Below are 26,291 nucleotides of genomic sequence, written 5' to 3' on the forward strand. Positions count from 1 at the left end.
GGAAGCGGCGGCGGGCGCCGACGCGTCAGTTAATGGCATCGATAATCGCTTTGCGGATGCCGAACTTGAACTGGGTGTACTGCGAGCTGGCCCAGCTGGCGTTGGACATATCCAACAGCTGGTTCTGGAAGGCGTACATATCGCTGAGGCTGAACGGCTGGCCCGACATCTCTTTAGCGAATTGATAGGTCTCGTTGTGGGTGCGGCTGGACTGGCTGGATAACCGGCGTTGCAGTAAATCTTCGGAAGGCATGGCGCATCTCCTTTAGGTTAAGATCCTCCCTTGAGTGGCGCTGGCGCGCGTTGGGTTCCGCGCCTGATAAAAAATTATCCCTCTGCGCCCAAAGCCTGACAGAACGTTCGCCAGCCGATCGCCATTTCGCCCTGGTCGGTCACCAGCCGCAGGCTCTCCGGCGGCAGCCCTTCGTCGGGCGCCAGCCGCCAGCGCAGCGCCGGACGTTCGCTGAGCCAGGCCGCCAGTGTCGGCTGCTGAGAAGGCGCGCAGCAGAGCGTCGCCTGGATTTCCGGCGCGCAGCGGTTCAGCAGCTGGGTCAGCAGCGCCTGCAGGCGATCCTGCGGCGGCACCTGCGCCAGACAGTGCGACAGCCCCTCGGCCAGCAGGCGGCTGGCCAGTTCGACCACCTGGCGCTGCTGCGCCTCGCGCTGTTGTTGCCAGTCGTCGAACAGCGGCTGCGCCTGTTGCCAGAAGCGCGCCTGCGCGTCTTCGCAGATCGAAATCGCGTCCGCTTCCGCCTGCTGGCGAATCTGTCGCGCCTCCTCCTGCGCCTGTTCGATCAGCGCCTGCGCCTGATATTGCGCGGCGTCCAGCAGCGATTGCGCCTGCGCCTGCTGCGCCAGATCGTCGCGGCTGAGCACTGCCTGCTGCGGTCCCGGCGGCGTAAAACAGGCGATCTGCTTAAGACGCCACATCGTCCGACTCCTGTTCTTCCTGTGTGGGCCGACAGCGCCACAGCGCCGCTTCCCAAATCGGCCGTAGCCGTCGGGCGGGCAGCGCCAGCGGCGGTGAGGGGCAGGCAAGGGCGGCGTCGCGCGGGAAGGCCATGCGCAGCCGAAGCCAGCAGTCGGGCGCGAGCGCCTGCAACAGCGTCAGCGCCGATGCCGATGTCGGAGAGACGTTTTCCGGCAGCCAGCTTTCCGGGCGCAGCCCTTTCGCCAGCCGTCGGCACCAGATTTTATCGTCGCCGGGCAGCGCGGTTTCCGCGCCGCAGACGGCGGCGACCAGCAGCAACAGTCGCGTTTTTTCCGCTTCATCCAGCGAGGCGATTGTCAGCAGCAGCGGCTGCGGCGCTGGCAGCGGCGCGGGGTCGATGCCCCATTGCCGTCCGATTGTCCCGGCGTGCAGGCGCGTCAGCCGCTGCTGTTGCGAAGGCGACAGGGCAAACCAGGCGTCTTGACGCCAGCTGTCATGCGCCGCGCGCCAGTAGCCGCTGTGCCACCACGTCAGCCACGCCTGCGCGGTCATGACGATTTCCCTGGGTTGGCGACCGTATGGCGCGCGCTTTTTTTGCCGGCGCGCAGCGTCACGATGCCGAGAATCAACAGCAGCAGCACGCCCGCGACGCTTAAGACGCCTTTTGTCAGCGAATACTGCCCCGGCGAAAGGGTAAAAGGCCCCATCTTCACTGTTTCAACGCGATCTTCATACATTTTGGCCGGTACGAACACGATAGCGAGATCGCGATCGTCGCGCCCCACCAGGCCGGGAATACTGGTCGCCACCAGGCGGCGAATGCGCGGCTCGATGCTGTCAGGGTCGAGCGTGTCGTGATATTTGATAAACACCGAGGCGGAGGCGGGCTGTACCGGTTCGCCCGGCGCGATGCGCTCCGGCAGCACCACATGCACGCGCGCCACCACCACGCCGTCAATTTGCGCCAGCGTCGATTCCACCTCCTGCGACAGGGCGTAGATATAGCGCGCCCGCTCCTCCATCGGGCTGGAGATCACGCCGCTTTTCTGGAACACCTCGCCGAGATTGGTGCGCGCCTTGCGCGGCAGCCCGGCCGCGTCGAGAATATTGACCGAACGCTCAATATTTTCCGACGCCACCCGCACCGAGACGCCCGTTTTATCCACCTGCTTGCTGGCGGCGATATGGTAGCGGTTCAGCTCAGCGATAATGTCGTTAGCGTCGTTTTCCGCCAGGTTGCTGTTCAGAACGGTATCGTCGCCGCAGCCGCTCAGCAGCAGAGCAAGCGCACCGATCAGCAAGGCTTTCACCAGAGAAGGTCGCATAGCGTTTACTGTAGGTTGGTTAATTTATCCAGACTCTGTACGCCTTTAGCGATGATCTTGGCGTTCATCAGGCTCTGTACGTAGTAGTCCGACAGCGCGGCGTTGGCGGCGCTAAAATCGAGCGAGCTGGTGGAGCGCGAAGCGGTCTCCAGGTCGCGGAATGCGCTCTGCTGCGCCTGCTGGTTGCGCGCGATCGCCCCGGTCAGGCTGCCGATCAAATTGGGCGCCTCGCCGGAACCTGCGGATGCTGACGCTTCCGGCGCGTTGAGCGCCGCGCTGAACCACTGCGCGTCGGCGCCGTTGGCGGCTGGCGCGTCGTTGTCCGCTTCCAGCGTAACGGAAGGGGTCGGCAGAGAAGATGCGTGATTAACTTTCATCGGTTCGGCTCGCTGTGAAAGAAGAAGAGAGGGAGGAGTCAGGCGATCTCCTCCCTGCCCGCGACGCTTAGTACTGGATCTTCACCTGGGCGGCCGCCGAGCCCGCCTGCGCGGCGCTGTCGGCGATGCCGTTGATGCGCTGGTTTTCCGCGTCCAGCTTGGCTTTCGCCACCTGGTTCTGCTGCATCTCTTTCTGTACGCCCTGCATTTCCATCATAAAGTCTGCGCCGCCCAACGCGCCTGAAATCTGGCTCAGGGAGCTGGCGCCGCCGGTGATGAAGTTAGAAATACCTGAAGTTGCACCCATGGTTGTTTCCTCGCTAATGGTTGATTGGTACTGCTGCAATGGTTTCGTTAGTTAAGTGGCGAGGCGACGGCGGCGGTTCCAAAAAAGCGGATTTTTTTCTCACGGGCGGGATACACGGGGCGCCGGGCGCGCAATCGGGCGCGCGGCGCTCAGGGCGGAAAGCGCCTTCAGGCGCTCAGCTTTAGCTGCTTCAGACGGTGGTAAAGGGTACGGCGCGGAATGCCCAGTTCATGCACCACCTCATCGATGCGGTGGCCATGACGATGCAGACACTCATGGATCAGGCTGCGCTCAATGCGGCGCAGACGCTCTTTCAGGACGATCGATTCCGCCTGCGGGATCGCCTGCTGGCAGAGCGGCGGCAGCCCCAACACAAAGCGCTCCGCCGCCGCTTTCAGCTCCCGGATGTTGCCCGGCCAGTTATGCAGCAGCAACGCTTCGTCCAGCCCTGGCGCACGCGGCGGCAGCGGCTGATCGAGCCGCTGGGCGGCGTCCTGAGTGAACTGGCGGAACAGCGGAATAATCAGCTCCGGCCGCGAACGCACCGTCGGCGTCGCCAGCGTAATGGTGTTCAGGCGGAAATAGAGATCGCGGCGGAAACGGCCCTGCGTCACCAGCTGCTCCAGCGGCGTCTGGGCGGCGGCGATCACCCGCAACGTGAGCGGAATGCAGCGTGTGCTGCCGAGACGCTCGATGGCGCGTGTCTCCAGCATGCGCAGCAGCTTGGCCTGTACCGTCAGCGGCATGCTGTCGATCTCGTCGAGAAACAGAATGCCGTTGTTCGCCGCCTCGATATAGCCGGGACGCGAGTGGCTGGCGCCGGTGTAGGCGCCGGAGACCACGCCGAACAGCTCGCTTTCCGCCAGGGTTTCCGGGATCGCGCCGCAGTTGACCGGCACCAGCGGGCCACGGCAGCCGGAGCGTTCGTAGATGCGGCGCGCCAGCGTATCTTTGCCGGTGCCGGTTTCGCCTTCCAGCAGCACATCCACATTCAGAGGGGCGATAGTCTCAACCAGTTTATGCAGATGCGCATGAATATCTGCCGTCGGAAAGGCGCACCCCGTGAGCGCAGGCGAATTCAGCGGGGACAGATCAGCATGGCCGGTGCGCCGGCTCTCTTGCGCCGGGCAGCGCGTGCTGGTGGTAATCGCTTTAACCATAATGTCTCCAGTAACTCGACACGAATTTTTGCTGCGCGTAGTTATACGCTGATGTGGCAATGACAATTGTGAAGTTTTTTTTATGGCATGCCGGTCATAAAAAATTACAAAACCATTCGGTTTCCTTACTTTCCGCCATAACAATCTGCGACAGCTATCAGTCTGGGCTGATAAACACGTAGGGATTTCCAACGTCGCTGTAGGGATTTCCTGACAGAATGACGTTCAGCCCTGTTACCGTGCCGCTTGCGACGACGCCTTGTACATCAAGGGCGTCAGATGAAATTTTTATGTCTGTGCGCTGCCGCACACCTAATTTGCACAGAAATGGAACTCCCCATTCCCCTGCGCCACTTACAAAGCGAGTCAGAGCCTGCGAAGCCTTGAAAAATGTCGGCAACCGGCGAGCAGGCTGGGTCTGTAAAGCTCAATTCATTCATAAATGTAACGTTTAATCGGAGGATGTATGGGATTCAAAATCGGCGGTTTCGGCGGCGGCAAAACAACCATGCCACCACCTGATTTATCCGGCAAAGGGCGTCAGGATATCGGTCCGAACGGGCCGCGTACCAACACCACGACGCCGGGCGGCAATATCACCAATAACAGCACCAGCCTCAATAACGGCCAGGGTGTGGACGGGAAAAACGGCAAGGGCGGCAAGTTGGGCGGTAACCTGCTCGACTTTGGTCTGAACGCTGGCGGCGGCGCGCTGGGCCTGACGGGCAGCGGCCTTACCGGCGGCACCGGCGCCACCGCCAATAACCTGTACTCGACCACCGCGCAGCCTGGCAATCAGAGCGGCGGCCTGCTCTCATCGGGCGGCAAAAGCGGCGGCGTCGGACAGATGCTGCAACAGCTGCTGATGCTGATTGGCCTGCAACAGCTGCTGAAAGGCGGCGGTCAAAATCCGTTGCAGCAGGCGAGCCAGCAACAGCAGCAGCCAGCTGGCAATCAGGCGGCGCAGGGCAATCAGGGCGGCGTTAACGGCATGATCCAGCAGGTTATGCAGATGATGCAGCAAATGATGCAGCTGATGCAGCAACTGACCGGCATGCAGCAGGGCGGCGGCAACAGCGCGGGCGCGCAAAGTAATAATGGCGGCCAGAACAACGCACAGTCCGGCGGCGGCAACATGCTGGGCAATCTGCTGAATTCGGTGATGCAGATGACCGGTCTGAATGCGCTGATGTCGCTGCTGGGCGGCGGTTCGCAGAATAACGGAGGCGTGAAGTAATGGCGTTAAACGTTAACGGAGGGGGCATCGCCCCCTTTTTCCTGATAAACCCGCGCCCCCGTCCGGCGCGCTGTTGGCCAGCGTCACTGAGCAGCCCGCGCTAAAAAACAGCGGCGTGCTCAACTACGGCGGCGCGGCGGCTAACGCGCCGCTGCTGGACGATGTGTCCGGCGAAGCGCCGCAGGCGAGCGGCGGACAGCAGGGCGCTTTTTTACAAAGCCTGCTGATGCTGATGGGGTTACAGGCGCTGATGCTGAACCTGACGGCCGGACAACAGGCGCAGCAGACGGCGACGCCGGATGAGAAGCTGCAAAATCTTACGCCGCTCATTACCCAGAACGGCGGCGCAGGCAATGGACAGGTGCGCGCCAGCGAGCATGACACCAGCGTCAGACCGACGGAGGAGAACCTGACCGGCCGTCCGCCGGGCGATAACCGCAGCGCGGAAGCGATCCTTGACGAGAACCCGGTACTGAAAAATCTGGGCAATCAGAAGGATATCAAACGCGATCGGTTGAAAGAGCGCTTCGGCGACTGGACCGCCGATAACCCCGATCCGAAAAGCCGCGCCGACGCCGCCTACAATATGGCCTGCGTGCTGAACAGCGTGAAAGGACTCAACGATCGTGACGGCGAGAGCCGCGGCGATGTACACGGCAACGGGAAAATCGAGGGGATCACCAAGGATGGCGACGCGCGTCACGGTACCGAAGCGGGCGTATTGAAGGATATCGCCGAAAATGGATTGAGCGCGCTGCCTGCGGACGGCAATCTGCCGCAGACGAAGGATACCCACGTGCGCAAAGACGGCACCAACAAGGATAACTTCCAGTGGGGCATGGGCGAAATCGGCCGCGTGTTGTCCAATATCCCTATTCTGAAGTCGATCCTGGCGCCGGTGTTTAACAATATCGGCGAAGCACGCACCCTGGGCGAGGTCTTTAGCGGCGGCTTTAAAGGACTGGCCGAGGGCGCAATGGGCCTGGCGCGCGGGCCGGTCGGCTGGGCGGTGACGGCGGCTACCGATACGATCTCCATCGCGCTGGAGAACAGCGGCAAAAACAAGAAAGACCCACCGCCTTTTTCATGAGGCAGCTTTTTCATGAGGCAGAAGGCGCAATCCAGGTCCCTGCACCGCCGGCGCAGGGACTTTTTTACGAGTGGAGTGCGGACGACGCTGCCTCCCCGCGCCTGACGCGCAGGGAGGCGGTTATCACGCGGGCAGAGTGCCCTGGCCGCTGCTGATGATCGAGGCGAAATTCATCACCTTGTTCACATAGGTGGCGTCGCCGGTGCCGGTTTTCGAGATATCGCTGAGATCGTTAACGTTGACGTTAAGCGGCCCGGAATTGTAGGCACGCAGCGCCGCGCCCATATTGCCGCCGAAGTCGCCCAACTGCTCTTTCATATAGAGCGCGCCCGCCATGATGTTGTCCGCAGGATTACTGGCGCTGGCGTTCGGCCCCAGCAGATCGGGGTTTTTGCTCTGCAAATCGGCGAAGGTGTTGCTGTTGACCTGCATCAGGCCGCTGTCCTGCAGGCCGTTGCCGCCGTTAACCGTGGCGGCGCCCAGGTTGCCGCGCGACTCCTGCCAGATTTGCGCCGCCAGCACCTCGCCGGGCACGCCTGTTTTTTGCGCTGCATTCTGGATCGCGCCTTCATACGGCTTCAGCGCCTCTGGCAGATGCAGCCCGCTGCCGCCGGACGGCGCGGTGACGTTGTTGCCCGCGCCGTTAACCGGCGTGGCCATGCCGTTGCCGGTCGGTCCGTTCGGCGTTGCCCCGCTCAGGCCGTCGGAGCCGGGTTGGGGGACGCTCTGGCCGCCGTCAGGCGCAGCAGTCAAATTCTGCGGCGAGCCGCCAACGCCTGAAGCGGCCGCGTTCTGCTGACCGCCGTCGCCGTTCTGCTGGCTGGCAAGCTGTTGGAGCAGCGGCATCAGCGACGAAATCAACGCGCTGATCAGCTGGGTCAGCGTCTGGGCGATAGCGTTATCCACCTTCTGCTGCGGATTGCCGCCGTTCTGGCCGAGCAGCGCCGCAAGATCGGTGCCGCCGCCGCCGCTCTGACCGAAATCGATCGGCGAATTCATCGCGCCGGATGCGAGTGGGCCGCCGGTCGCCAGCGGATTTTTGTCGCTCAGGTTGCTCAGATCGGGTGGCGGCAGCGTTTGCAGGGGGCCGGGCCCTCCGGGTAGTGTGATCATGCTCAGGTCCTTATTGCGTGTGGGGTCAGTCTGTTAAGTGGCGCAGACGCGCAAAGGGTTCCTGCTGCCCCGCAAAGGTGATGCGACAATCTGTGCGGCATGCCACAAAACGGCAATTCCCCAGCGCGACGAACGCCCGCATCGCTGACTTCGCGGCATCATAGCCCTTGATGTAAACCGGGGAAATCATGATGCGCAAAGATAAATTACTGAATTTTCTGCTTAATCAGACCGATTTTTTTGACCCGCAGCACCTTAGCGAGGTCTTCACCGCCAGCTGGCTGGCGCAGCGCTTCGCCATGCAGCGCAACACCGCCAGCCACTATCTCAACCAGCTGGTCGCCGAGGGACAGCTGATAAAAATCAATACCCGCCCGGTCTGCTTTCTGCATAAGGGCAGCTTTGAGCAGCAGTTCTTTCCGCTGTCGCGCAGCGAATATAGCAGCGTCGATGAGCTGTTAGCGGAGGAGGGGGATCGCGCGCCCGCCGCCGACCATTTTGCGCTGCTGATCGGCCATGACGGCAGCCTGAAGAAACCGATCGAGCAGCTGAAAACCGCGCTGTTCTATCCCGACGGCGGACTGCCGCTGTTGATCACCGGCGACAGCGGCACCGGCAAAAGCTATATGGCGCAGCTGCTGCATGAGTACGCCATCGCGCAGCAGGTGATCGCGCCCGACGCGCCCTTTATCAACTTCAACTGCGCTCAGTACGCCAGCAATCCCGAACTGCTGGCCGCCAACCTGTTCGGCTATGTGAAGGGCGCCTTTACCGGCGCGGTCAGCGATCGGGCGGGCGCGTTCGAGGCGGCGCAGGGCGGCATTCTGTTTCTCGATGAGGTGCACCGTCTCAACGCCGAGGGGCAGGAGAAGCTGTTTACCTGGCTCGACCGCAAGGAGATCTTCCGGGTGGGCGAAACGGCGCAGGGGCAGCAGGTGCAGGCACGGCTGATTTTCGCCACTACCGAGGAGGTGCACAGCACCTTTCTTACTACCTTTATCCGTCGTATTCCCATTCAGGTGACGCTGCCCGATTTGGAAAGCCGCAGCCAACAGGAGAAGCAGGCGCTGATGCGGCAGTTTTTCTGGCGCGAGGCGCAGCGGGTGGGCGGCAACCTGCGGCTCAGCCCGCGGCTGACGGCGGCGCTGGAAAGTCATATCTGGCGCGGCAACGTCGGCGAGATGAAGAACGCGGTGAAATACAGCGTCGCCTCCGCCTGGGCGCGGCAGCGCGGACAGACCACTATCGAGGTGACGCTGCACGATCTGCCGGAGACGGTGATGGCGCAGCTGCCCGCGCTCGGCGACCCGCAGGTGCCGGACGAGCCGCTGCTGATCGATCGCGCCGCCTCGCCCGACTGGCTGCTGCGGCAGCAGAACGGCGCGCGCCTGCTAATTCAGGAGACGCAGCTTAGCGTGCTGGCGCTGTTCGCACGCTGGCGCGGCGGGCTGATGGCGTGGGAAGAGATGGAAAAGCGCATGGGCGGCGAGATTGAGATGCTGTTCGACCGGCTGATTTTCGATAACCGCGATCGGGAAGCGTCGTCGATGCTGCTGCTGACCAGCAGCCAGGTGCGCGAGGAATTCTACCGGCTGGAGAAGCGCTTCGGTCTGCAATTTAACGGCAACTGCATCTACGCCCTGAGCCACTATCTGTTACAGCGCGCCAGCGAAACGCCAGCACGCCTGAATACGGAACTGATGCGCCAGCTCTCGCACGCGCTGGAACAGCGCTATCCGCTGCTCTGCCGCTTCTGCCATGAAGTGCTGTCGGCGGTGACTCATAAGCTCGATTTGCAGCCGCAGCGCATCGACGCGCTGCTGCTGATCCTCTGGCTGCAAAAAAGCGGCGCGCTGAGCCAGACGCAGATGACGCGCGCGGTGATCCTCGCACACGGCTACGCGACCGCCAGCAGCATCGCCAACGTGGCGAATCGTCTGTTGAAAAGCAACCTGTTCGAATCGTTCGATATGCCGCTGGACGTGACGCCGGAAGCGATCGCCAGCGAGGTGATGAACTATATCGAGCGCAACGCGCTGGCGTCCGGGCTGGTGATTCTGGTGGATATGGGATCGCTGAACCTGATCCACCAGCATTTCCAGCGCCGCATCACCACGCCGGTGGCGATTATCAGCAACGTCTCGACGCGCATGGCGCTTTACGTGGGCGAACGCATCCTGCGCGGCGACTACCCGGAGGCGATCGTCAGCGAGGTGGCCGCCGACCTGCCGATCGAGCACCAGCTGATCTGGCCGCAGCAGAACAAGCCGCGCGCCATTATCACCGCCTGCGCCACCGGACTCGGCGCGGCCAGCAACCTGAGCGCGCTGTTGAAGGCGAGCATCCCGGAGGCGCTGGCGATTGAGATGGTGGCCTGCGACGACGACAGCCTGACGGATGAGGCGAAGCGCGCTTCGCTGCTGGCGCGTTATGAGGTGCTGGCGGTGGTCGGCACGCTCGATCCCGGTCTGCCGGTGCCGTGGATTTCGCTGGAGTCGCTGATTTCCGGCCAGGGCAGCGCGGCGCTGAACACCCTGCTCGGCGGCCTCGCCAGCGCCTCGCAGATTGAGGAGATCAATAACCAGATCGTGAAAAACTTCTCGCTGCGGCGGGTGATCGAGTCGGTGACCATTCTGGATACCGGTAAGGTGATTAATCAGGTCGAACAGTTTTTGCTGCGCTATCAGCATCTTGTCGGACTACAGCTCGCCAACGATCGCAAGGTGGCGCTCTATATTCATATCAGCTGCCTGATTGAGCGGCTCATCCGTCAGGCGGCGATTCAGCGTTACAGCGGAACGCAGCGTCCGTCGCGGCAGCTCAATCCGCTGCGCGAGGCGCTTAGTGTCATTGAGGCCAGCTACAGTGTCAAAATCCCCGACGCCGAGCTGCATTACATCCACGATATTTTGCATCGCCAGACCGAATTTATCCCGTCAGATCAAGAGTTTTAATCCCTTCTGCCGCTTCGTTTCCGGCGCGCCACTATTTCTGGCACGCCGGTTGCTCTTATCTCTGCGTGGAAACGCTTGATGAGGTCAGGATGAAACGTCACTACATTTTTGCCAGCCACGGCACCTTCGCCGCCGGCATCCGTCATTCCGTCGAGTTAATACTGGGCGCCCAGCCGCACCTGCACACGCTGTGCGCCTATGTGGATGAAAACGAAGATTTAACCCGCCAGGTGGATAGCCTGATGGACGCCTTTACGCCGCAGGACGAGCTGATTGTCATTACCGACATCTTCGCCGGCAGCGTGAACAACGAATTTATTCGCTATCTCCATCGACCCGATTTTCATCTGCTGGCGGGCTTAAACCTGCCGCTGGTGATTGAGATGTTGATCGCGCCGCCGGACGAGCCTGCGCTTCAGCTTATCCACGAGGCGCTGGCCAACGCCAGAGAAGGCATGCAGTACTGCAACCAGACCATCAGCGGCGCCCGCTGCGCCGACAAAGATTTCTGAGCGAGGAGGATAACAATGATAAAGCTCTTACGTGTCGATCACCGACTGCTGCACGGCCAGGTGGCCTTTTCCTGGACGCAATATATTGGCGCCGACTGCATTCTGATCGCCAACGACAGCGTGCCGAACGACGACCTGCGCAAAACCACCATCAAGCTGGCGAAGCCGCCAGCGGTGAAGCTGGTGATCAAAAGCATCGACGACGCCATCGAGGCGATCAAAAGCGGCGTCACCGATAAGTACAAGCTGTTTATCGTCGTCGAGTCGGTGGCGGACGCCTGGCGACTGGCGTCGGCGGTGCCGCAGATCGTCAGCATCAACCTCGGCGGCATCAAGGCGCGCGAGGGCAGCCGCAATATCTCGAAAGCGATTAACGTCCTGCCGGAAGAGATTGCGCTGTTGCAGGAGCTGACGCAGGCGGGGACGGAAATTGAAATCCGTCAGGTACCCGGCGATCGCAAACAGCTGTTTACCGAGGCGCTGTAGCGCGGGGAGTCACCATGACAGAGGCACTTCTGCTGGGGCTGGTGGCGTTTATCGCTCAGTCCGAATATGCGCTCGGCACTTCGCTGCTCTCGCGGCCCATCGTCACCGGCCTGCTGACCGGGCTGGTGCTGGGCGACGTGCAAACCGGGGTGATAATGGGCGCGACGCTGGAGCTGGCGTTTATCGGCTCGTTTTCGGTCGGCGCGTCGATTCCGCCCGATGTGGTGACCGGCGGCATTCTCGGCGTCGCCTTCGCCATCACCTCCGGCGCAGGCACCGAGACGGCGCTGCTGCTCGGCCTGCCGATCGCCACCCTGACGCTGGTGTTGAAAAACGTCTATCTGGGGCTGTTTATTCCCACGCTCAGCCACAAGGCGGACGTCTATGCGGAGCGGGGCGATACCGGCGGCATCGAACGCATGCATCTGCTGGCGGGGTTCGGCCTGTCGCTGATGCTGGCGACCATCGTCACCGTTTCATTCCTTGTCGGCAGCGGCGCGGTGAAAAGCCTGCTCGACGCCATCCCCGAATTTATTAAACACGGGCTGAGCGTGGCGACCGGCATCATTCCGGCGCTCGGCTTTGCGATGCTGGCGCGGCTGCTGATCAATAAAAAGGTAGCGCCCTGGTTTTTCCTCGGCTTCGCGCTGATGGCCTACCTGAAAATTCCGGTTACCGGCATCGCCATTCTGGGCGCTATCGCCGCGGTGGTGATGGTCAACGTGACGCATCAGCCTGTGCAACGCGCCTCGACGGCGCAGGGAGTTGAGAATGACGAAGATGATTTCTGACAACGAAAACCCGACGGAGCCGACCATCACCCCGCGCGATCTGCGCCGCGTGTTCTGGCGCTCTTTCCAGATGGAGTTCTCCTGGAACTATGAGCGGCAGATGAACCTGGCGTTTGTCTACGCGCTGATGCCGGTGCTGAAAAAGCTCTATACGCGCCATGAAGATCTGGTCAGCGCGCTGAAGCGCCACCTGGTGTTCTTCAACACCACGCCGCATATCGTGACGCTGATCCTCGGCATCACCGCGGCGATGGAGGAGAAAAACCGCAGCGGCGGCGGCATGGACAGCGCCTCGATCGATAACGTGAAGGCGTCGCTGATGGGACCGCTGGCAGGGCTGGGCGACTCCTTCTTCTGGGGCACGCTGCGGCTGATCGCTACCGGCATCGGCACCAGCCTGGCGCTGAAGGGCAATATTCTTGGGCCGATCCTGTTTGTGCTGATTTTCAATATTCCGCACATCCTGGTGCGCTGGCTCTTTACCCGCTGGGGGTACGTGCTGGGCACCGGCGTGCTACAGCGCATCCAGCAGAGCGGCATGATGGAGAGCGTCACTTACGGCGCGTCGATCATCGGCCTGATGGTGGTCGGCGCGATGACCGCCTCGATGATCGATATCACCATTCCCATTACCTTCGGCACGGGCGAGGCGAAAACCGAGGTGCAGTCGATCATCAACGACATTATGCCCTGTCTGTTGCCGCTGCTGAGCTTCGGCATCGTTTACTGGCTGCTGGGGAAAAAGGTGCAGCCGCTGGCGATTATTGGCGGGATGGCGGTGGTCGGCATCCTGGGGTCCTGGATTGGTCTGCTCTGAGGAGAAAAGCATGTCGGTCACCATGATGCACTGTATCGAAAGCGAGCCGGAAATTCTGGCGCGCATACTGAACGAATATGAAACGACGCTGGCGCCGGTGCGGCAGCGGCTGGCGCAGGGGCCGGTGCGACGCCTGCTGATCCTCGCTACCGGTTCGTCGATGAACGCCGCCCAGTGCGCCGCGTTCGCCTTCAGCCAGTGGGCCGGGGTGCAGGTGGAGATTAAAGAGCCGTACCCCTTTACCCACTACGAGCGGCTGGACGAGCAGGCTGACTGGATCGTCGCCCTGTCGCAGAGCGGAAAAAGCCACTCCACGCTACAGGCGCAGCGCAAGGCGCAGGCGGCGGGACGACAGGTCTGGAGCCTGACATCCGATCCGCACAGCCCGCTGGCGCGCGAGGCGGATGCGCTGCTGGACATCAACTGCGGCATTGAGCCGGTGGGATTCGTTACCGTCGGCTTCAGCGCCACGGTGCTGAACCTGCTGCTGATGGCGATGATGATCGGCGAAGCGCAGGGCGAACTTGGCGCCGCGCGGCGGGAGAGTCTGCTTCAGTCGCTGCGCGCGCTGACGCGCTATCTGCCGGAGACGATGCGCCGCACCGACGCATTTATCGATCGCCATCAGACGCTGCTGGCGCAGGCGACGCGCTATGTCGCCATCGGCTACGGCGCGCTGGCTGGCGTGGCGCAGGAGTTTGAGACCAAGTTCACTGAAACCGTGCGTTGCCCCTCCAGCGGCTTTGAGCTGGAAGCCTATATGCACGGCCCCTATCTGGAGGCGAACGCCAGCCATCTGCTGCTGTTTATTGAAGATGCGCCCAACTCACGCAGCGCGGCGCTGCGCAACTATATGCGTCCGCACGTTCGGGCCGCGCTGACCCTTAGCGCGCAGGGCGACGGCGATGAAACCACGCTGGCGCTCGATTTCCCTCTCGATCCCTTGCTCGCGCCGCTGCTGCTGATTGTGCCGGTGCAGATCATGGCGTACCGCGTCGCCACGCTGAAGGGCATCGATTTAGGCGTGCGGATTTTTGACGATTTCGACAAGGTGCTGCAAAGCAAAATCTAATCATTCCTCAGGAGAAATAATATGTTGGGTTTTAATCAGGACGAGTACCTGACCAGTACTCGTGAGATCATCGCTGCGCGCGAAATCGCCGAACAGGTGGCGGAAACCATTCACCAGACGGGCTTCAGCAACCTCTTTTTCGCTTCGGTCGGCGGCTCGCTGGCGCCGATGATGGCCATCAATGAGTTCGCCAAAGAGTGCACCGCGCTGCCGGTCTACGTGGAGCAGGCGGCGGAGCTGATCGCGAAAGGCAATAAAAAGCTGAGCAAGGATTCGGTGGTGATTACCCTGTCGAAATCGGGCGACACCAAAGAGTCAGTGGCGATAGCCGAATGGTGCAAGGCGCAGGGCATTCGCGTTGTCGCCATTACCAAAAACGCCGATTCGCCGCTGGCCGCCGCCGCCAGCTGGCATATTCCGATGCGCCATAAAAACGGCGTCGAGTTTGAATATATGCTGCTCTACTGGCTGTTCTTCCGCCTGGTGGCGCTGAACGGCGAATTTGCCGACTACGACCGCTTCGCCAGCCAGCTGGAACAGCTGCCGGAAAACCTGTTGCAGGCCAAGCGCGACTTTAACGATCGCGCCGACGCCATTGCCCGCCAGTATCACGCCAGCGACTATATGATGTGGATCGGCGGCGCGGAGATGTGGGGCGAAGTCTACCTCTTTTCGATGTGCATTCTGGAGGAGATGCAGTGGAAGCGCACCAAATCGGTCAGCTCGGCGGAGTTTTTCCACGGCACGCTGGAGCTGCTGGAAAAAGAGGTGCCGCTGTTCCTGGTGAAAGGCGAAGGCAAATGCCGCACGCTGGACGATCGCGTCGAGGCGTTCGCCCGTAAAATCAGCGACCACGTCGTCGTGATCGATCCGCGCGACTACCGTCTGAGCGGCATTGACGAAGCGTACCGCTGGATTATGGCGCCCTGCGTCGCCTCCACGCTGCTGGTGGATCGACTGGCGGCGCACTTTGAAAAATATACCGGCCACGACCTGAATATCCGCCGCTACTACCGCCAGTTTGATTATTAATGCCGCCCGCCCTTTCCGCAGCCGGAGAGGGCGGCTTCCGGCTTAACTTCGCTTCTCTAAAGTTGCATAATTAATGCAACTTAACTTGGCGCGAGGTCATCATGTCTGACAGTAATAAAGCGGGGCATACTTTTCTGGCGAGCCTGGGCAAAACCCGGCTGCGCCCCGGCGGCGCGGACGCGACCGAATGGCTGTTTGCGCAGGCCGGATTTACCGCCGAAAGCCAGGTGCTGGAGATCGCCTGCAATATGGGCACTACCTCTATCGAGCTGGTTTCCCGCTTCGGCTGCCGGGTTCACGCCGTGGATATGGACAAGCAGGCGCTGCGCAAGGCGCAGGAAAACGTTGACGCCGCCGGTCTCGCCGACCGCATCCAGCTGAGCGAAGCTAACGCTCACCATCTTCCTTTCCCGGATAACAGCTTTGACGTGGTGATTAACGAAGCGATGCTCACTATGTATGCCGATAAGGCCAAACAGCGACTGGTGCGCGAATATTATCGCGTACTGAAACCCGGCGGCTGTTTGCTGACGCACGATATTATGCTGACGCGCGGCGAGCTGGAAGCGCAGGCGGATACGCAGCTGCAACAGGTGGTGAAATCGAACGTCAGCCCAATGACGCAGCCCGAATGGCAGGCGCTGTTTTATCAAAATGGCTTTAGCCAGGTAGCGACGCATCACGGCCCGATGACGCTGATGTCGCCGCGCGGCATGTTAAAAGATGAAGGCGTGCTGAGAACGCTGAAAATTATTTTTAACGGGCTGAAAAACCGTGAAAACAGACGGCGCTTTGTTGGGATGTTCCGCTATTTCCGCTCTCAGCGGCGACAAATGAACTATATCGTCTGCTGTTCGCGCAAAAGCTAAAAAGGGAAGGATGGCGCCTTCCCGCTGAAGGTGCGGCCAGCCTGCGCCGCCCGCGTTAAGGTTGCGGCAGCACAGGCCGACGCGGATGCATCGAGCCTGTGGAGATCAGGCGGTTGGCGTAAAGCTGGCAAGCAGCGCGGAAAACTGCGCGCATTCCTCGTCGGTCAGCGCGCCGTTTTTAGTCTGGGTAAACACCAGAATCTGCGATGCGTTCAGCATGAATATCGCCTGCTGCTGTGCGATGGGGCGACCCTCGCGCTGGAAGGTGGTGACGATCCGCTCTCCCTCGATCTCTTGTTTCCCCAACCGTGCGCTGTCGCGCTGCTTCGTCTGCCAGTTCGGCAGATGCTTTTGCATTAACGCCAGCTGGCCGCTGATATAGTCTTGCAACGTCATGCCCGGCGGCAGCCGATCGCGCGATATGGTATAAGTGGGGGCGGCGATGTTTGCCGTTCTGAACAGGTTAGCGGTCTGATCCAGATAGCCTTCGGGAAGGGTAATGCTGCCTTCGGTAAACAGGCAGCGGGATGCTGTTTGGGTCATTTTTGCAGTTCCTTTTGCATTGAAAAATATGATTTTTACACAGCGAAAACGAAATAACCATATGCCAGGTAAGGAAAAGTGACACATACGGGTGCCTGCGGTAGAGCGGTTGTTGAAATAATGATCAGCCTGTAGCGAAAAACATTAAAGTTCACAATAAATGTTGAGACTGTTGACGTAACCAAGGGTAATTTGTTGTCACTAAAATAAGCGCCCGTAACAGCGGGGCAGGGATAACAGGAGAAACCATGCGTAACACTCACAAACTTTTATTTTCGGGCGCATTGATTAGCGCGTTGGCATTCACTTCTGTCGCCTATGCGGAAGGCGAGCAGGCTACGGACCCGGCGCAAACGCAGGAAAATCCGATTCAGTCGGCGCCGCAGACGCAGGGCAATCCGGGACAGCCGGCGCCGGAACAAACGCCAGCGAATCCGGCGCAGCCGGTGCCGCAGACGCCGGACCAGCAGAACCAGCAGGACCCAACTCAGGGCGCGCCGGAAAGCGCCATGCCGCAGGACCCGACGCAAACCCGGCCGCAGGCTGAAACGCCGCCGGACGCCGCGCAGGCGCCAAAAGAGCCGTACGAAGTCACCGAGTTCTTTAGCGATTCCCGGCGATACACGATTGGCGATACGGTGCCGGAAAAATATCACAGCAAGACTTATGAGATCACCGAGTGGCAAAAACGTCACCTGCCTGCCCCGGAGGCGGATAGCCACTGGACCTACATGGGCGGCAACTATGTGCTGATCACTAAAGGCGAAGGAAAGATCGTGAAGGCGAAATCGGGCGATATCTTCTTTCACTAAGTCATAACGGGAAACCAGCTGTTTGCGGCCAGCGCTTTATCGGCGTCTGGCCGCTGTCGTTTCTGGCTTTTAGCGCGTCGGGCGAGGCGGAGCTACCACAGCGCACCGCGTCGCCGGGGCAGGCAGGCCGCCCCGGTTTCAACGGTTACGCCTGGCTAAAGCGTTCGGCGCGGAAGGTGGCGAACATCGGGTGGGGCTCGCCGCTGATAATCTCATCCGCCAGCAGCTCGCCGGCGATCAGCGCCAGCGTCGCGCCTGAGTGGGTAAAGGCGACGAAGCAGCCCGGCGCCTTTTTCAGTTCACCGAAAACCGGATTGCCGTCGCCCGGAATCGGCTTCAGACCCGCTTTCCAGCCGCTGGCGCGCAGCGCTGGCCGGCCGGCGATCAGCTTGCTCGCCTCCTGTACCAGCTCCTCTACCACCGCTTCCGGGATGGTGTACTGTCCGTCTGCGGCGCGGCGAATATGTTCCTCATACCAGTCATGATCGATCGCCAGCGTCGCGCCCGGATTCGGACGTATCGCGGCGCGCGGCGTGTTCATCACCACATCTACCGGCGTATCGATGGGATCGGTCGTGACCAACATCGATACCGGCGATCCGTTGGGAATCTTCACGCCCAGCGGCGCCACCACGTCCGGGGTTTGCGGGCCGCAGGCGACCAGCACCGCGTCGGCATCAATCTCGCCTGCCAGCGCCGTGGCGACGCCGCAGGCGCGTCCGGCGGCGTCGGTTTTCACTGCGGCTTTACCGGCATGCTCTATCAGCCTGCCGCCGCGCTGATGAAACTCCTCCATCAACCAGCCGATCAGGTGCGGCAGGCTGACCCAGCCTTCGCCGGGGTTGAAAATCGCCTTGTCGGCCATCGCCTCCGGCGCGATATTGCGCGCGCAGCCGCCGACGGTTTCCGGGCCGACCAGCTTCGAATCGTAGCCGTGCGCGCTTTCCAGGGCGTGGCGCGCGTGCGTGCCGCGATCGTCGTCCGCCGCCCAGTAGAGGCCGCCGTCAAAGCGCAGCCACGGAAGATCGGGATGTTGCGCGAACAGCGTGCGGTAGCGATCGATGCCCGCCATACGCAGCGCATGATATTCACGCGCGCGCTCGCCAGCGGAATTGAGCCAGGATAGCGAGCGGCCAGAGGCGCCGGAACACAGCTCCGCTTCGGTAATCAACACCACCTGCGCGCCCTGGCGCAGCAGATGCACCGCGCTGGAAACGCCAATCGCGCCGCCGCCGATCACGGCGACGATTTTTTCATTTTTCTGCAAAGACATAGGGTGGTTCCTTGTTCAGGTAACAGATTGAATAGGGGCCGCCTCAGGCGTTGCGGACGGCGTAACGGGTATGCAAATCTTCAATCAGGCGCAGCGCCGCCAGCGATTCGGCGGCGTCCACCGGCGGCGGGCCGCCCTCCAGCAGCGCATTGGCCAGCAGGCGGTAAAAGGCGGGGTAATCGCCGCGCTCGGTTTCAACAGGCTTATTTTCGCCATCGCGGGTCAGCGTCCCCCAGCGGCTGGCCTCCTCTATACCGTACCGCGCGTCCAACGGCGTCATGCCAGCTGCAAGCAGGGGCTCCTGGTTATCCAGTCCCCACTTGGTAAAACCTGCGCGGCTGCCCAGCAGATGAAAGCGCGGCCCCTGACGGGCGGCGAGTCCGTTCATCCACAGCCGGGTGCGTATGCCGTTTGCGTGCAGCAGCGAAACGAAGCTTTCCTCATCCGCATCCGACTGCGCGGGCAGGGTATGGCGCGCCAGTTCGGCATAGCTTTCCGTCACCGGGCCGAACAGCTGTAACGCCTGATCGATAAGATGGCTGCCGAGATCGAGCAGCAGGCCGCCGCCTTCCGCCACGTTGGCGCGGTCGCGCCAGTTGCCGAAGCCCTGCGGGCGCCACCACTCAAAACGCGATTCAAAGCTGCGCACTTCGCCCAGCGCTTGCTGGCTAAGCAGCCTGCGCACCGTCAGAAAATCGCCGTCCCAGCGTCGGTTCTGAAATACCGTCAGCAGCGTGCCCGCCGCCTGCGCGGCGGCGATCAGCGCTTCGCCGTCGCGGCTGTTGGCGACAAAAGGCTTATCGATCGCCAGATGCAGGCCGCGGGCGATAGCCGCCTCCGCCTGCGCGCGATGCCCTTCCGGCGGCGTGCCGAGCACGATCAGATCGAGCCGCAGCTCGCCCGAGTCAATCAGCGCCAGCAGCTGCGGCCAGCTCTCCACCAGCCGCGCCTGCGGATAGCGCTGCTGCGCCAGCCTGCGCCGTTCCGCGTCGGCGGTGACAATCGCCGTCAGCGCAAAGTGCGGATCGGCGGCCAGCAGCGGCGCGTGAAATACCTGGCCGGATATGCCGAACCCCACGACCGCCGTGCGGATCTTTCCTTGCAGCAAGGGCATCAGAGCACCTCCGATAAGAAGCGGCGCAGGCGCGCCGAGCGGGGACGTTCAAAGATCGCTTCCGGCGTGCCGCTCTCGACGATCTCGCCTTCGTCCATAAATACCACCTGGTCGGCCACCTTGCGCGCGAAGCCCATCTCATGCGTGACCACCACCATCGTCATGCCGCGCTGACAGAGATCGGCCATCAGATTCAGGACCCCTTTCACCAGTTCCGGGTCGAGCGCCGAGGTCGCCTCGTCGAACAGCATTACCTCCGGGTCCATCGCCAGCGCTCTGGCGATCGCCACGCGCTGCTGCTGACCGCCAGAGAGATCGCGCGGCCGATGATCGGCGCGCTGCGTCAGCCCCACCTCGTCCAGCCGCAGCCGGGCGATCTCCAGCGCCTGCTGCTTCGGCAGCTTTTTAATTTTCCACGGCGCCAGCGCCACGTTTTGCAGCGCGGTGTGGTCGGGAAACAGATTAAAGTGCTGAAACACCATGCCGATGCGCAGGCGCAGCGCGTCCGGCTTCTCTTTCAGTACCGAGCGGCCCGCCAGCAGCACATCGCCGGTTTTCGGCTCGTGTAGCCGGTTGATGCCGCGCAGCAGCGTCGATTTGCCCGACCCGGACGGGCCGATAATGCAGGTGGTGCTGCCCGCCGGAATATGCAGCGAGACGTTGCGCAGCACCTCGACGTCGCCATAGGCCAGCGTCAGGTTGCGCAGCTCCAGCGTGGCGCCGTGAAAGGCGGGCTCCTGCGTGGTATCCACAGCTAAGGCGTTATTCAGCATACTGTTGCTCCCGATGGGTGGAGAGAGGGGCCGTGCGGCCGGGCTTCAGCGGAGGCGTGCTCTGCTGCACTTCATCCAGCTCTTTCAGGCCGCTCTGCGGCGCGCTGGCGCGGCGGCGGCCGGTGCGGTAACGCTCGTCGATGGTATTAACCAGATGAGTCATCGGTACCGTGATCACCAGATAGAACATCCCTGCCAGCATCAACGGCGAGAGGTTGCCGGTCAGCACCGCGGCGTCCTGGCCGACGCGGAACAGTTCGCGCTGGCCCACCATCAGCCCCAGCAGGTAGACCAGCGAGGAATCTTTGATGATCGAGATAAACTGGTTCACCACCGCTGGCAGCACGCGGCGAATGCCCTGCGGAATGATGATCAGCGCCATGGCGCGGCCGTAGCTCATGCCGAGCGCGCGGCAGGCTTCCAGCTGGCCTTTATCGACGCTCTGAATGCCGGAGCGAAATATTTCCCCCATATAGGCGCTGGCGATCAGGCTGAGGGCGAAGATGCCGAGCGGGTAGGGCGTTGGGCCGAACAGCTGATAGCTAAAGCGCGCCAGGCCCTGGCCGATCAGCAGGATAGTTAAAATCGACGGCAGGCCGCGAAACAGATCGGTATAGATGCGCGCTGGCAGGCGCAGCCAGCGTGACGGCGAGATCGCCATCAGCGCCAGCAGCAGGCCGAAGCTGGTGCCCAGCACGGTAGCGGCCAGAGAGATGATCAGGGTATTGATTAAACCGGTCCCCAGCAGCTGGGGAAAAACGGCCATCATCGACGGGAAATCGAAGAAGGTCCGCGACAGAATCTCGAACAGGTCCATAGTAAGCACTCGCTTTTTTCAGGGGCGGGACGCAACTATCCCCGCCCGGTGGAACAGGCTGGTTTCTGAGAAGGCGGTATTACTGCGCGCCGGGCAGGTACTGTTTCGGCATCGGCGAGCCTGGGAACCACTTCTCATAGAGGCGTTTCCAGGTGCCGTCCTGCATGGCGTCGGTGATGGCTTTATCCAGTGCCGCTTTCAGCGCGGGCTTCTGTTTCGCAATGGCGAAGCCAGCGGGCGCGTCAAACGACGGAATATCGGCCGCGTGGACCAGTTTGAAGCGAGCGGCATAGCTTTTGGCCGCCTCGAAATCGAGGAAGACGGCGTCCAGCGTGCCATTATTCAGGGAAGAGATGGCGGCGTTGTTGTCGGGGAAGCGCACCAGATCGGTCTGCGGGAAGTGTTTCACCGCATAGCTCTCTTGCAATGTGCCTTGCACCACACCCATACGGCGTTTCGCCAGCGTGCCGACATCCTTGATGCCAGTATCGCTGCGGGTCAGCACCGTCAGGTAGCCCGCCAGATAGCCGGTGGTAAAATCGACGGTTTTGGCGCGCTCCGGCGTAATGCCGATCGCCGCGACGCCAGCGTCATACTGCCCGTTAGCGACCGCGGGCAGAATGCCGGAAAAATCCTGACCGATAAAATCGACCTGCTTAACGCCAAGGCGATGGGCGACGTTGGTAAAGAATTCAATATCGAAGCCGGTAAAATTGCCTGAAGCATCGGTAAAGGTGTAGGGTTTTGCATCGCCCAGACTGGCGACCCGCATATGACCGGGTTCAATCAGGCCGTAGGGATTGTCGTCCGCGGCGGCGGCGCGGGTAGAGAGAGTCGCGATGGAGGCCGAGGCGATAAGCGCGACGGCCATTTTGAACAGGATGTTGTGCGATTTCATAAGTAGTCCGTTTTTGTTGTTAAAACATCAACGACTATTGAAACCGGGGTCGTTTAATTAGTATGAGACCGGTCTCAATGCAGGTGCTGATTATGGAGAAGAGTCGTTGTGAGACCGGTCTCAAATCAGTTACAGTGATATTAAGCACAGCCTTTCTGAGTCGTCAATGATCGAACCTTCAACCTGTGATTCGAATTAATTATGACAAGTACAAATATGCGAATGAAAGCCCCGACGACCGCCGACGTGGCGCGCGAGGCGAAGGTTTCTAAAGCGCAGGCGGCCAGGGCGCTGGGCGGTTACGGCGCCGTTAGCGAGGAGGTCATGACGCGCGTGCAGGCGGCGGCAGAGCGCCTCGGCTATCGCCCTAACGAGCTGGCGCGCAGCATGAACACCGGGCGTTCCAATACCCTGGGCGTTATCGTCGGCGATATTGAGAACCCCCATTTCGGCCTGGCGCTGCGCGGCATTTCCGATGTGGCGCGCGAGGCGGGCTACCACGTCATCCTTAGCAACAGCGACGAACAGGTGGCGATTGAGCAGGAAGCGGTGCGCGTCATGCTGGAAAAGCGGGTCGACGGCATTATCGTCGCGCCTTGTAGCTCCGCCGCCAGCCACAACCCGCATCTGGCGCAGGTGCTGGCGGAGGGCAGGGCGCTGACTTTATTCGATCGTGCGGTATATGACATGGATGTGGAGGTGATCGGCGTCGATTTCACCCGTACGGCGCAGCAGGCGACGCAGGAGTTGCTGGAAGCGGGGCACCGCCGCATCGCTTACGTCACCAGCATGAACTGCGCGGAGCCTTACCGCAGCCCGGAAGACATGGGGCTGACGCCAGTGGCCCAGCGTATCGCCGGTATGGAGCAGGCGTTTCGCGTGGCGGAGGTGCCCTTCGCGCCGACGCTAATCAAGCCCAACGCGCTGGACGACGCGGCGGTGGCGCGTATCGTTGAAGAGCTGTTCGCCGATGCCGCGCCGCCGACGGCGGTGATCGCCTCTGACAGTCTGATCGCCCAGTCGCTGATGCGCGAGTTTCATCTGCGCGGCCTGCGCATCCCGCAGGATCTGTCGTTTGTGATGTACGATAATTTCCCCTGGACGGAGATCGTCTCGCCGCCGCTGTCGGTGATTGCGCAGCCGGTGTATGAAATGGGCTGCGAGGCGGCGCGGCGTATTATCGCCCAGATCCGCGGCCAGGATCCCGGCCCGATGCCTGCGTTTGAAACGCGCTACATCCGACGCGGCTCGACCGGCCCGGCGCCGCGCTGAACAGGCCGCTCAATCTGCGGCAAACGGTAGAACGTTTTGCGTAAGCGCGGTATGAAGGCCAATAAAAAAGGGAGCGGTTGTCCGCTCCCTTTTGTTATTTAACCCGACTAACCGGCTACCGGCACCACTTTGATTTCCACCATGCCGATACCCAGCTTGCGCGGATCCTGACCAATGATATTACCCTCGTTAGAGAGCTGCGGTTCCGGCGGCATAATCACCAGCTGGCTGCTGCCGTTGGGGTTGGTGAAGTGCAGCGTCACGGTACTCACCTCATGGCCCAGCGTCATGGTCTGCTGCTGGTCGCCGACGCGCACCGGAATCGGGCGCTGCGCATTGGGGCCAAAAGCTTTGGCGCGGATCACCAGATCGAAACGCGGCGGCAGCGGTTTGACGTAATCGATCGTCACTTCCGGCGCGAGGTTAGCGTTGGACCAGCGGCCCCAGGCTTCCGGCCGGGAAATGCCGCTGAACTGCTTCACCGCCAGCGGCGCGCCCGGCACGTCGAGCTTAAAGCTATCCGCCTCGTAGCGAATATCGTTATCGGCGATCTTCAGCGCGGCCACATTTTGCTGATGGCGCAGCGCATCCAGCTTCTGCTGGGGGATACGCACTTCGCCCTGCCAGTTCGCGCTGTCGATGCGTTCTACCTGCGGCTGCGCGCCAAGCTGACCCTGCGCCACGCAGAGGTCGGTTGAGAGCGCCAGCGTCGGCTGCCACAGCCGCGCCATTTTAAAGCAGCGGTCGACCCAGACGAATTTCTCATCGGCGGCGAAATCGGCCAGCTGATAGCGCAGCGGCGCGGCATATTCCCCTTCCGGCAGCGGCTCGACTTTATCTTTGCTAATTTTGAGCAGCAACGGCAGGCTGAAATGCGCGCCGGAGAAGCTGATGCTGTTTTTCTCGCGGTCGACGCTAAAACGGTCGATACGTTTCGGGAAGCCCCACAGCTGGATAACGTCCGGTTTCCATGTCAGCACCTTTTTCTTCATATCGAACTGATCCGACAGCGACCGATCCGAGAGGGAGCTGCGTCCAAGGCCTATCGCCTTGTCGCCGCCGAGCAGATCCAGCACGGTGGCGCCGTTATCCAGCGAGCTGCGCTTCATCGTCAACAGCTGCGGCTGCGCGCGGTCGCCGCGAATCACCATAAACAGGTTGTCGCGCTGATGGGCATTCAGGTATTTCCATGCGGTATTGTTCATCGCCAGGTGATCGGACGAGACCACAATCAGGGTGTTTTTCGCCCACGGCGACGCGAGAATGCGTTCTATCAGGCGCGCCACGTGCTGCTGACTACAGGCGACGGCGCTGAACGACTGGTTCGGTTTGCCTTCATAGCTGTAGCTTTTACGATCGCAGCTGCGCGAGATAAAGCCGTCCGGGTGATGGGTGTCGACCGTCAGGGTAAACAGGGCGAAAGGCTGTTTCTGCTGCGACAGCTGCTCGAACTTCTGCCATACCTCATCCATTACCGTATCGTCATAGAAGCCCCAGTTATTGCGGTAGGCTGGATCGGCGACCTGATCTTTCAACTCCTGCAAGCCGTACAGATGATCGATGCCGTGCGACTTCAAAAAGGTATCTTTGCCAGCGAAGCGCAGATCGGCACCCTGCATAAAATATGTCTGATAGCCGGAGTTTTTCAGGATGTCGCCCAGGCAGATATTCTGCGGGAAGAAGCTGGAGAGCGATGCCGAGGCGTTGCCTTCAAAGGGGGCGAACAGCGGAATGCCGCACTGCGAGGCGACCATCCCGGCGATGGTGTATTCGGTGCCGGGCAGCTGCTCGGTCTGTGAGAAATCGAGCGCCTGCTGCTGTTTCAGGCGGCTCAGCTCCGGCGCCAGGCCGGGAAATGCCTGTTCGTCGAACCAGGTGCGCTCCAGGCTTTCGCCATAGATATAGACCAGGTTCAGCGTCGGTTTGGCGATCTGCTTTTGCGGCACGTGATACCACTGCGCGAAGTCGGAATCGCCGACGCGGCTCTGCGAGCCGAGCAGATCGACCACCTGCTGAAAGGCGGGCGTGGTTTTAATCGAGCTGATCGCCAGCAGCAGCGCCAACAGGCTGTAGCCGAAATGGTGCGGCCGATCGCCGCGTCGCCGCAGCAGCCAGGAAAGCAGGCAAAAGACCAGAAACAGCGCCAGCACCAGTCCGATGCCGGGCAGCACATATTTGCTGACGCCTGCGCCTGTCAGACTGTTGGTCAGGGTATAGAGCACCGCATCGTTAATCCCTTCGCCGGTGAAGTAGTTACTGGCGTACAGGGTGGCGTTAAGAATGATAAACAGGCCAAGCACCAGCAGCAGCGCCAGATACCAAAAGGTATTGCGTCCGGCTTTACAGGCGTAAATAACAATCGACGCCACAAACAGGATGACTGAAAAGAGTTCAGACAACGAAATTTCCTCATGCGCAAGCGGGCGGCTATCGCGCGCCAGAATCGCTTTTATGACAGGGGAGAGCAGAATTTTTTCAATCTATCCTGACTGTCACATCCCTGCAATACGCCATATCACAACTGTGGCGCGCAGCGCGCAAATTCAGACATTGAGCGGGCTGAACGTGCAGCGGCAGCTTTGTGAATATGCGCTGGCGCTTCGGAGAAAGGGTGCGTCGGACGGCGGGACGTCGCGCACCGGGTCAAAGTTGCGCCAGAAACCGGTAGCGGTAGAGGCATCTGATAAAACGCTGAGCATCAGCAGTAAAAAATAAC

Annotated in this window: 28 protein-coding genes; 13 read left to right on the forward strand and 15 right to left on the reverse strand. The window is 61.2% G+C overall.

The genetic code is table 11. The features are described 5' to 3' along the window. Positions 1 to 25 precede the first annotated feature (25 nt). From C2E16_RS03330 to C2E16_RS03360, 7 genes are all read right to left on the reverse strand, one after another. Positions 26 to 253, reverse strand: coding sequence for an HrpF protein (locus C2E16_RS03330; RefSeq protein ID WP_038628603.1), 228 nt, complete (start codon positions 251 to 253; stop codon positions 26 to 28). Positions 254 to 327: 74 nt separating this feature from the next. After that, positions 328 to 930, reverse strand: a complete 603-nt coding sequence (gene sctL, locus C2E16_RS03335) for a type III secretion system stator protein SctL (RefSeq protein WP_038628601.1) — start codon at positions 928 to 930, stop codon at positions 328 to 330. Continuing rightward, entirely contained in the window at positions 917 to 1,483 is a 567-nt protein-coding gene (locus C2E16_RS03340) for a serine kinase (protein ID WP_104951413.1), read from the reverse strand. The genes sctL and C2E16_RS03340 overlap by 14 nt, the downstream gene beginning before the upstream one ends. Next, the gene (sctJ, locus tag C2E16_RS03345) at positions 1,480 to 2,256 is read right to left on the reverse strand and encodes a type III secretion system inner membrane ring lipoprotein SctJ (RefSeq protein WP_084971627.1); all 777 of its coding nucleotides are present in this window, start codon (positions 2,254 to 2,256) and stop codon (positions 1,480 to 1,482) included. The genes C2E16_RS03340 and sctJ overlap by 4 nt, the downstream gene beginning before the upstream one ends. 5 nt (positions 2,257 to 2,261) lie before the next feature. Next, complete coding sequence (locus tag C2E16_RS03350; RefSeq protein WP_038628597.1) at positions 2,262 to 2,633, reverse strand: EscI/YscI/HrpB family type III secretion system inner rod protein; 372 nt, start codon at positions 2,631 to 2,633, stop codon at positions 2,262 to 2,264. A gap of 67 nt (positions 2,634 to 2,700) precedes the next feature. Continuing rightward, the gene (locus C2E16_RS03355) at positions 2,701 to 2,940 is read right to left on the reverse strand and encodes a hypothetical protein (RefSeq protein ID WP_038628595.1); all 240 of its coding nucleotides are present in this window, start codon (positions 2,938 to 2,940) and stop codon (positions 2,701 to 2,703) included. A 167-nt stretch (positions 2,941 to 3,107) separates the two neighbouring features. Then, complete coding sequence (locus tag C2E16_RS03360) at positions 3,108 to 4,100, reverse strand: sigma 54-interacting transcriptional regulator (RefSeq protein WP_038628593.1); 993 nt, start codon at positions 4,098 to 4,100, stop codon at positions 3,108 to 3,110. A 466-nt stretch (positions 4,101 to 4,566) separates the two neighbouring features. On the opposite strand from C2E16_RS03360, the gene C2E16_RS03365 reads away from it, so the two are divergent. Both C2E16_RS03365 and C2E16_RS03370 read left to right on the forward strand, forming a co-directional pair. Further along, complete coding sequence (locus C2E16_RS03365; protein ID WP_038628591.1) at positions 4,567 to 5,337, forward strand: hypothetical protein; 771 nt, start codon at positions 4,567 to 4,569, stop codon at positions 5,335 to 5,337. A 73-nt stretch (positions 5,338 to 5,410) separates the two neighbouring features. Next, positions 5,411 to 6,427, forward strand: coding sequence for a hypothetical protein (locus C2E16_RS03370; protein WP_257152255.1), 1,017 nt, complete (start codon positions 5,411 to 5,413; stop codon positions 6,425 to 6,427). Between the two features lie 123 nt (positions 6,428 to 6,550). Here the strand turns inward: C2E16_RS03370 and C2E16_RS03375 are convergent, their stop codons facing one another. Next, a complete protein-coding gene (locus C2E16_RS03375; protein WP_104951415.1) occupies positions 6,551 to 7,540 on the reverse strand; it encodes a lytic transglycosylase domain-containing protein in 990 nt (329 codons plus the stop codon). 191 nt (positions 7,541 to 7,731) lie between these two features. Here C2E16_RS03375 and C2E16_RS03380 point away from each other — a divergent pair, with 191 nt between their 5' ends. From C2E16_RS03380 to C2E16_RS03415, 8 genes are all read left to right on the forward strand, one after another. Then, positions 7,732 to 10,494, forward strand: a complete 2,763-nt coding sequence (locus tag C2E16_RS03380; protein WP_038630136.1) for a sigma 54-interacting transcriptional regulator — start codon at positions 7,732 to 7,734, stop codon at positions 10,492 to 10,494. 89 nt (positions 10,495 to 10,583) lie between these two features. Beyond that, positions 10,584 to 11,006, forward strand: a complete 423-nt coding sequence (locus C2E16_RS03385; protein WP_038628585.1) for a PTS sugar transporter subunit IIA — start codon at positions 10,584 to 10,586, stop codon at positions 11,004 to 11,006. A gap of 15 nt (positions 11,007 to 11,021) precedes the next feature. Further along, positions 11,022 to 11,492 (forward strand): PTS sugar transporter subunit IIB, encoded by a 471-nt coding sequence (locus tag C2E16_RS03390; protein ID WP_038628583.1) that lies wholly within the window; start codon positions 11,022 to 11,024, stop codon positions 11,490 to 11,492. A gap of 14 nt (positions 11,493 to 11,506) precedes the next feature. After that, a complete protein-coding gene (locus tag C2E16_RS03395) occupies positions 11,507 to 12,283 on the forward strand; it encodes a PTS mannose/fructose/sorbose/N-acetylgalactosamine transporter subunit IIC (RefSeq protein ID WP_038628580.1) in 777 nt (258 codons plus the stop codon). Beyond that, positions 12,264 to 13,100, forward strand: a complete 837-nt coding sequence (locus C2E16_RS03400; RefSeq protein WP_084971454.1) for a PTS system mannose/fructose/sorbose family transporter subunit IID — start codon at positions 12,264 to 12,266, stop codon at positions 13,098 to 13,100. The genes C2E16_RS03395 and C2E16_RS03400 overlap by 20 nt, the downstream gene beginning before the upstream one ends. Before the next feature lie 10 nt (positions 13,101 to 13,110). Then, complete coding sequence (locus C2E16_RS03405) at positions 13,111 to 14,172, forward strand: SIS domain-containing protein (RefSeq protein ID WP_038628576.1); 1,062 nt, start codon at positions 13,111 to 13,113, stop codon at positions 14,170 to 14,172. A 21-nt stretch (positions 14,173 to 14,193) separates the two neighbouring features. Continuing rightward, positions 14,194 to 15,204 (forward strand): SIS domain-containing protein, encoded by a 1,011-nt coding sequence (locus tag C2E16_RS03410; RefSeq protein ID WP_038628574.1) that lies wholly within the window; start codon positions 14,194 to 14,196, stop codon positions 15,202 to 15,204. Between the two features lie 101 nt (positions 15,205 to 15,305). Beyond that, the gene (locus C2E16_RS03415; protein ID WP_038628572.1) at positions 15,306 to 16,073 is read left to right on the forward strand and encodes a class I SAM-dependent methyltransferase; all 768 of its coding nucleotides are present in this window, start codon (positions 15,306 to 15,308) and stop codon (positions 16,071 to 16,073) included. 105 nt (positions 16,074 to 16,178) lie between these two features. Here the strand turns inward: C2E16_RS03415 and C2E16_RS03420 are convergent, their stop codons facing one another. Further along, complete coding sequence (locus tag C2E16_RS03420; protein ID WP_038628570.1) at positions 16,179 to 16,616, reverse strand: DcrB-related protein; 438 nt, start codon at positions 16,614 to 16,616, stop codon at positions 16,179 to 16,181. Positions 16,617 to 16,864: 248 nt separating this feature from the next. On the opposite strand from C2E16_RS03420, the gene C2E16_RS03425 reads away from it, so the two are divergent. Next, a complete protein-coding gene (locus C2E16_RS03425) occupies positions 16,865 to 17,428 on the forward strand; it encodes an RcnB family protein (protein WP_084971452.1) in 564 nt (187 codons plus the stop codon). A 145-nt stretch (positions 17,429 to 17,573) separates the two neighbouring features. Here C2E16_RS03425 and C2E16_RS03430 read toward each other — a convergent pair whose 3' ends face one another. The 5 genes from C2E16_RS03430 to C2E16_RS03450 form a co-directional block, all read right to left on the reverse strand. Then, on the reverse strand, positions 17,574 to 18,701 hold the full coding sequence (locus tag C2E16_RS03430) for an NAD(P)/FAD-dependent oxidoreductase (RefSeq protein WP_038628566.1): 1,128 nt from the start codon (positions 18,699 to 18,701) through the stop codon (positions 17,574 to 17,576). 43 nt (positions 18,702 to 18,744) lie between these two features. Next, positions 18,745 to 19,815 carry a Gfo/Idh/MocA family protein gene (locus tag C2E16_RS03435; protein WP_104951416.1) on the reverse strand — a complete coding sequence of 357 codons (1,071 nt, stop codon included), beginning with the start codon at positions 19,813 to 19,815 and terminating at the stop codon, positions 18,745 to 18,747. After that, positions 19,815 to 20,588: an amino acid ABC transporter ATP-binding protein gene (locus C2E16_RS03440; RefSeq protein WP_052133955.1), complete on the reverse strand. Its 774-nt coding sequence runs from the start codon at positions 20,586 to 20,588 to the stop codon at positions 19,815 to 19,817. The genes C2E16_RS03435 and C2E16_RS03440 overlap by 1 nt, the downstream gene beginning before the upstream one ends. Further along, positions 20,578 to 21,405 (reverse strand): amino acid ABC transporter permease, encoded by an 828-nt coding sequence (locus C2E16_RS03445; protein WP_038628562.1) that lies wholly within the window; start codon positions 21,403 to 21,405, stop codon positions 20,578 to 20,580. The genes C2E16_RS03440 and C2E16_RS03445 overlap by 11 nt, the downstream gene beginning before the upstream one ends. A gap of 79 nt (positions 21,406 to 21,484) precedes the next feature. Continuing rightward, a complete protein-coding gene (locus C2E16_RS03450; RefSeq protein ID WP_038628560.1) occupies positions 21,485 to 22,303 on the reverse strand; it encodes an ABC transporter substrate-binding protein in 819 nt (272 codons plus the stop codon). A gap of 201 nt (positions 22,304 to 22,504) precedes the next feature. Here C2E16_RS03450 and C2E16_RS03455 point away from each other — a divergent pair, with 201 nt between their 5' ends. Further along, entirely contained in the window at positions 22,505 to 23,575 is a 1,071-nt protein-coding gene (locus tag C2E16_RS03455) for a LacI family DNA-binding transcriptional regulator (protein WP_084971335.1), read from the forward strand. A 107-nt stretch (positions 23,576 to 23,682) separates the two neighbouring features. On the opposite strand, the gene opgB is transcribed toward C2E16_RS03455, so the two are convergent. Continuing rightward, a complete protein-coding gene (gene opgB / locus C2E16_RS03460) occupies positions 23,683 to 25,974 on the reverse strand; it encodes a phosphatidylglycerol--membrane-oligosaccharide glycerophosphotransferase (protein WP_084971336.1) in 2,292 nt (763 codons plus the stop codon). On the opposite strand from opgB, the gene C2E16_RS03465 reads away from it, so the two are divergent. Continuing rightward, positions 25,952 to 26,290 (forward strand): hypothetical protein, encoded by a 339-nt coding sequence (locus C2E16_RS03465; protein ID WP_144380572.1) that lies wholly within the window; start codon positions 25,952 to 25,954, stop codon positions 26,288 to 26,290. The genes opgB and C2E16_RS03465 overlap by 23 nt on opposite strands. The last annotated feature ends 1 nt before the right edge of the window (position 26,291 follow it).

Origin of the sequence: Mixta calida (assembly GCF_002953215.1) — a bacterium.
GTDB classification, from domain to species: Bacteria; Pseudomonadota; Gammaproteobacteria; order Enterobacterales; family Enterobacteriaceae; genus Mixta; species Mixta calida.

Bases quoted from the DNA above. Each gene is read 5' to 3' on its own strand.
- C2E16_RS03360 (WP_038628593.1), bottom strand. From the start codon at position 4,100: ATGGTTAAAGCGATTACCACCAGCACGCGCTGCCCGGCGCAAGAGAGC.
- C2E16_RS03455 (WP_084971335.1), top strand. From the start codon at position 22,505: ATGACAAGTACAAATATGCGAATGAAAGCCCCGACGACCGCCGACGTG.
- C2E16_RS03465 (WP_144380572.1), top strand. From the start codon at position 25,952: ATGACTGAAAAGAGTTCAGACAACGAAATTTCCTCATGCGCAAGCGGG.
- C2E16_RS03390 (WP_038628583.1), top strand. From the start codon at position 11,022: ATGATAAAGCTCTTACGTGTCGATCACCGACTGCTGCACGGCCAGGTG.
- C2E16_RS03440 (WP_052133955.1), bottom strand. From the start codon at position 20,588: ATGCTGAATAACGCCTTAGCTGTGGATACCACGCAGGAGCCCGCCTTT.
- C2E16_RS03425 (WP_084971452.1), top strand. From the start codon at position 16,865: ATGCGTAACACTCACAAACTTTTATTTTCGGGCGCATTGATTAGCGCG.
- C2E16_RS03375 (WP_104951415.1), bottom strand. From the start codon at position 7,540: ATGATCACACTACCCGGAGGGCCCGGCCCCCTGCAAACGCTGCCGCCA.
- C2E16_RS03435 (WP_104951416.1), bottom strand. From the start codon at position 19,815: ATGCCCTTGCTGCAAGGAAAGATCCGCACGGCGGTCGTGGGGTTCGGC.
- sctJ (WP_084971627.1), bottom strand. From the start codon at position 2,256: ATGCGACCTTCTCTGGTGAAAGCCTTGCTGATCGGTGCGCTTGCTCTG.
- C2E16_RS03350 (WP_038628597.1), bottom strand. From the start codon at position 2,633: ATGAAAGTTAATCACGCATCTTCTCTGCCGACCCCTTCCGTTACGCTG.
- C2E16_RS03395 (WP_038628580.1), top strand. From the start codon at position 11,507: ATGACAGAGGCACTTCTGCTGGGGCTGGTGGCGTTTATCGCTCAGTCC.
- C2E16_RS03410 (WP_038628574.1), top strand. From the start codon at position 14,194: ATGTTGGGTTTTAATCAGGACGAGTACCTGACCAGTACTCGTGAGATC.
- C2E16_RS03355 (WP_038628595.1), bottom strand. From the start codon at position 2,940: ATGGGTGCAACTTCAGGTATTTCTAACTTCATCACCGGCGGCGCCAGC.
- C2E16_RS03430 (WP_038628566.1), bottom strand. From the start codon at position 18,701: ATGTCTTTGCAGAAAAATGAAAAAATCGTCGCCGTGATCGGCGGCGGC.
- C2E16_RS03340 (WP_104951413.1), bottom strand. From the start codon at position 1,483: ATGACCGCGCAGGCGTGGCTGACGTGGTGGCACAGCGGCTACTGGCGC.
- C2E16_RS03400 (WP_084971454.1), top strand. From the start codon at position 12,264: ATGACGAAGATGATTTCTGACAACGAAAACCCGACGGAGCCGACCATC.
- C2E16_RS03330 (WP_038628603.1), bottom strand. From the start codon at position 253: ATGCCTTCCGAAGATTTACTGCAACGCCGGTTATCCAGCCAGTCCAGC.
- C2E16_RS03365 (WP_038628591.1), top strand. From the start codon at position 4,567: ATGGGATTCAAAATCGGCGGTTTCGGCGGCGGCAAAACAACCATGCCA.
- C2E16_RS03445 (WP_038628562.1), bottom strand. From the start codon at position 21,405: ATGGACCTGTTCGAGATTCTGTCGCGGACCTTCTTCGATTTCCCGTCG.
- C2E16_RS03450 (WP_038628560.1), bottom strand. From the start codon at position 22,303: ATGAAATCGCACAACATCCTGTTCAAAATGGCCGTCGCGCTTATCGCC.
- C2E16_RS03415 (WP_038628572.1), top strand. From the start codon at position 15,306: ATGTCTGACAGTAATAAAGCGGGGCATACTTTTCTGGCGAGCCTGGGC.
- C2E16_RS03385 (WP_038628585.1), top strand. From the start codon at position 10,584: ATGAAACGTCACTACATTTTTGCCAGCCACGGCACCTTCGCCGCCGGC.
- C2E16_RS03405 (WP_038628576.1), top strand. From the start codon at position 13,111: ATGTCGGTCACCATGATGCACTGTATCGAAAGCGAGCCGGAAATTCTG.
- C2E16_RS03380 (WP_038630136.1), top strand. From the start codon at position 7,732: ATGCGCAAAGATAAATTACTGAATTTTCTGCTTAATCAGACCGATTTT.
- sctL (WP_038628601.1), bottom strand. From the start codon at position 930: ATGTGGCGTCTTAAGCAGATCGCCTGTTTTACGCCGCCGGGACCGCAG.
- C2E16_RS03420 (WP_038628570.1), bottom strand. From the start codon at position 16,616: ATGACCCAAACAGCATCCCGCTGCCTGTTTACCGAAGGCAGCATTACC.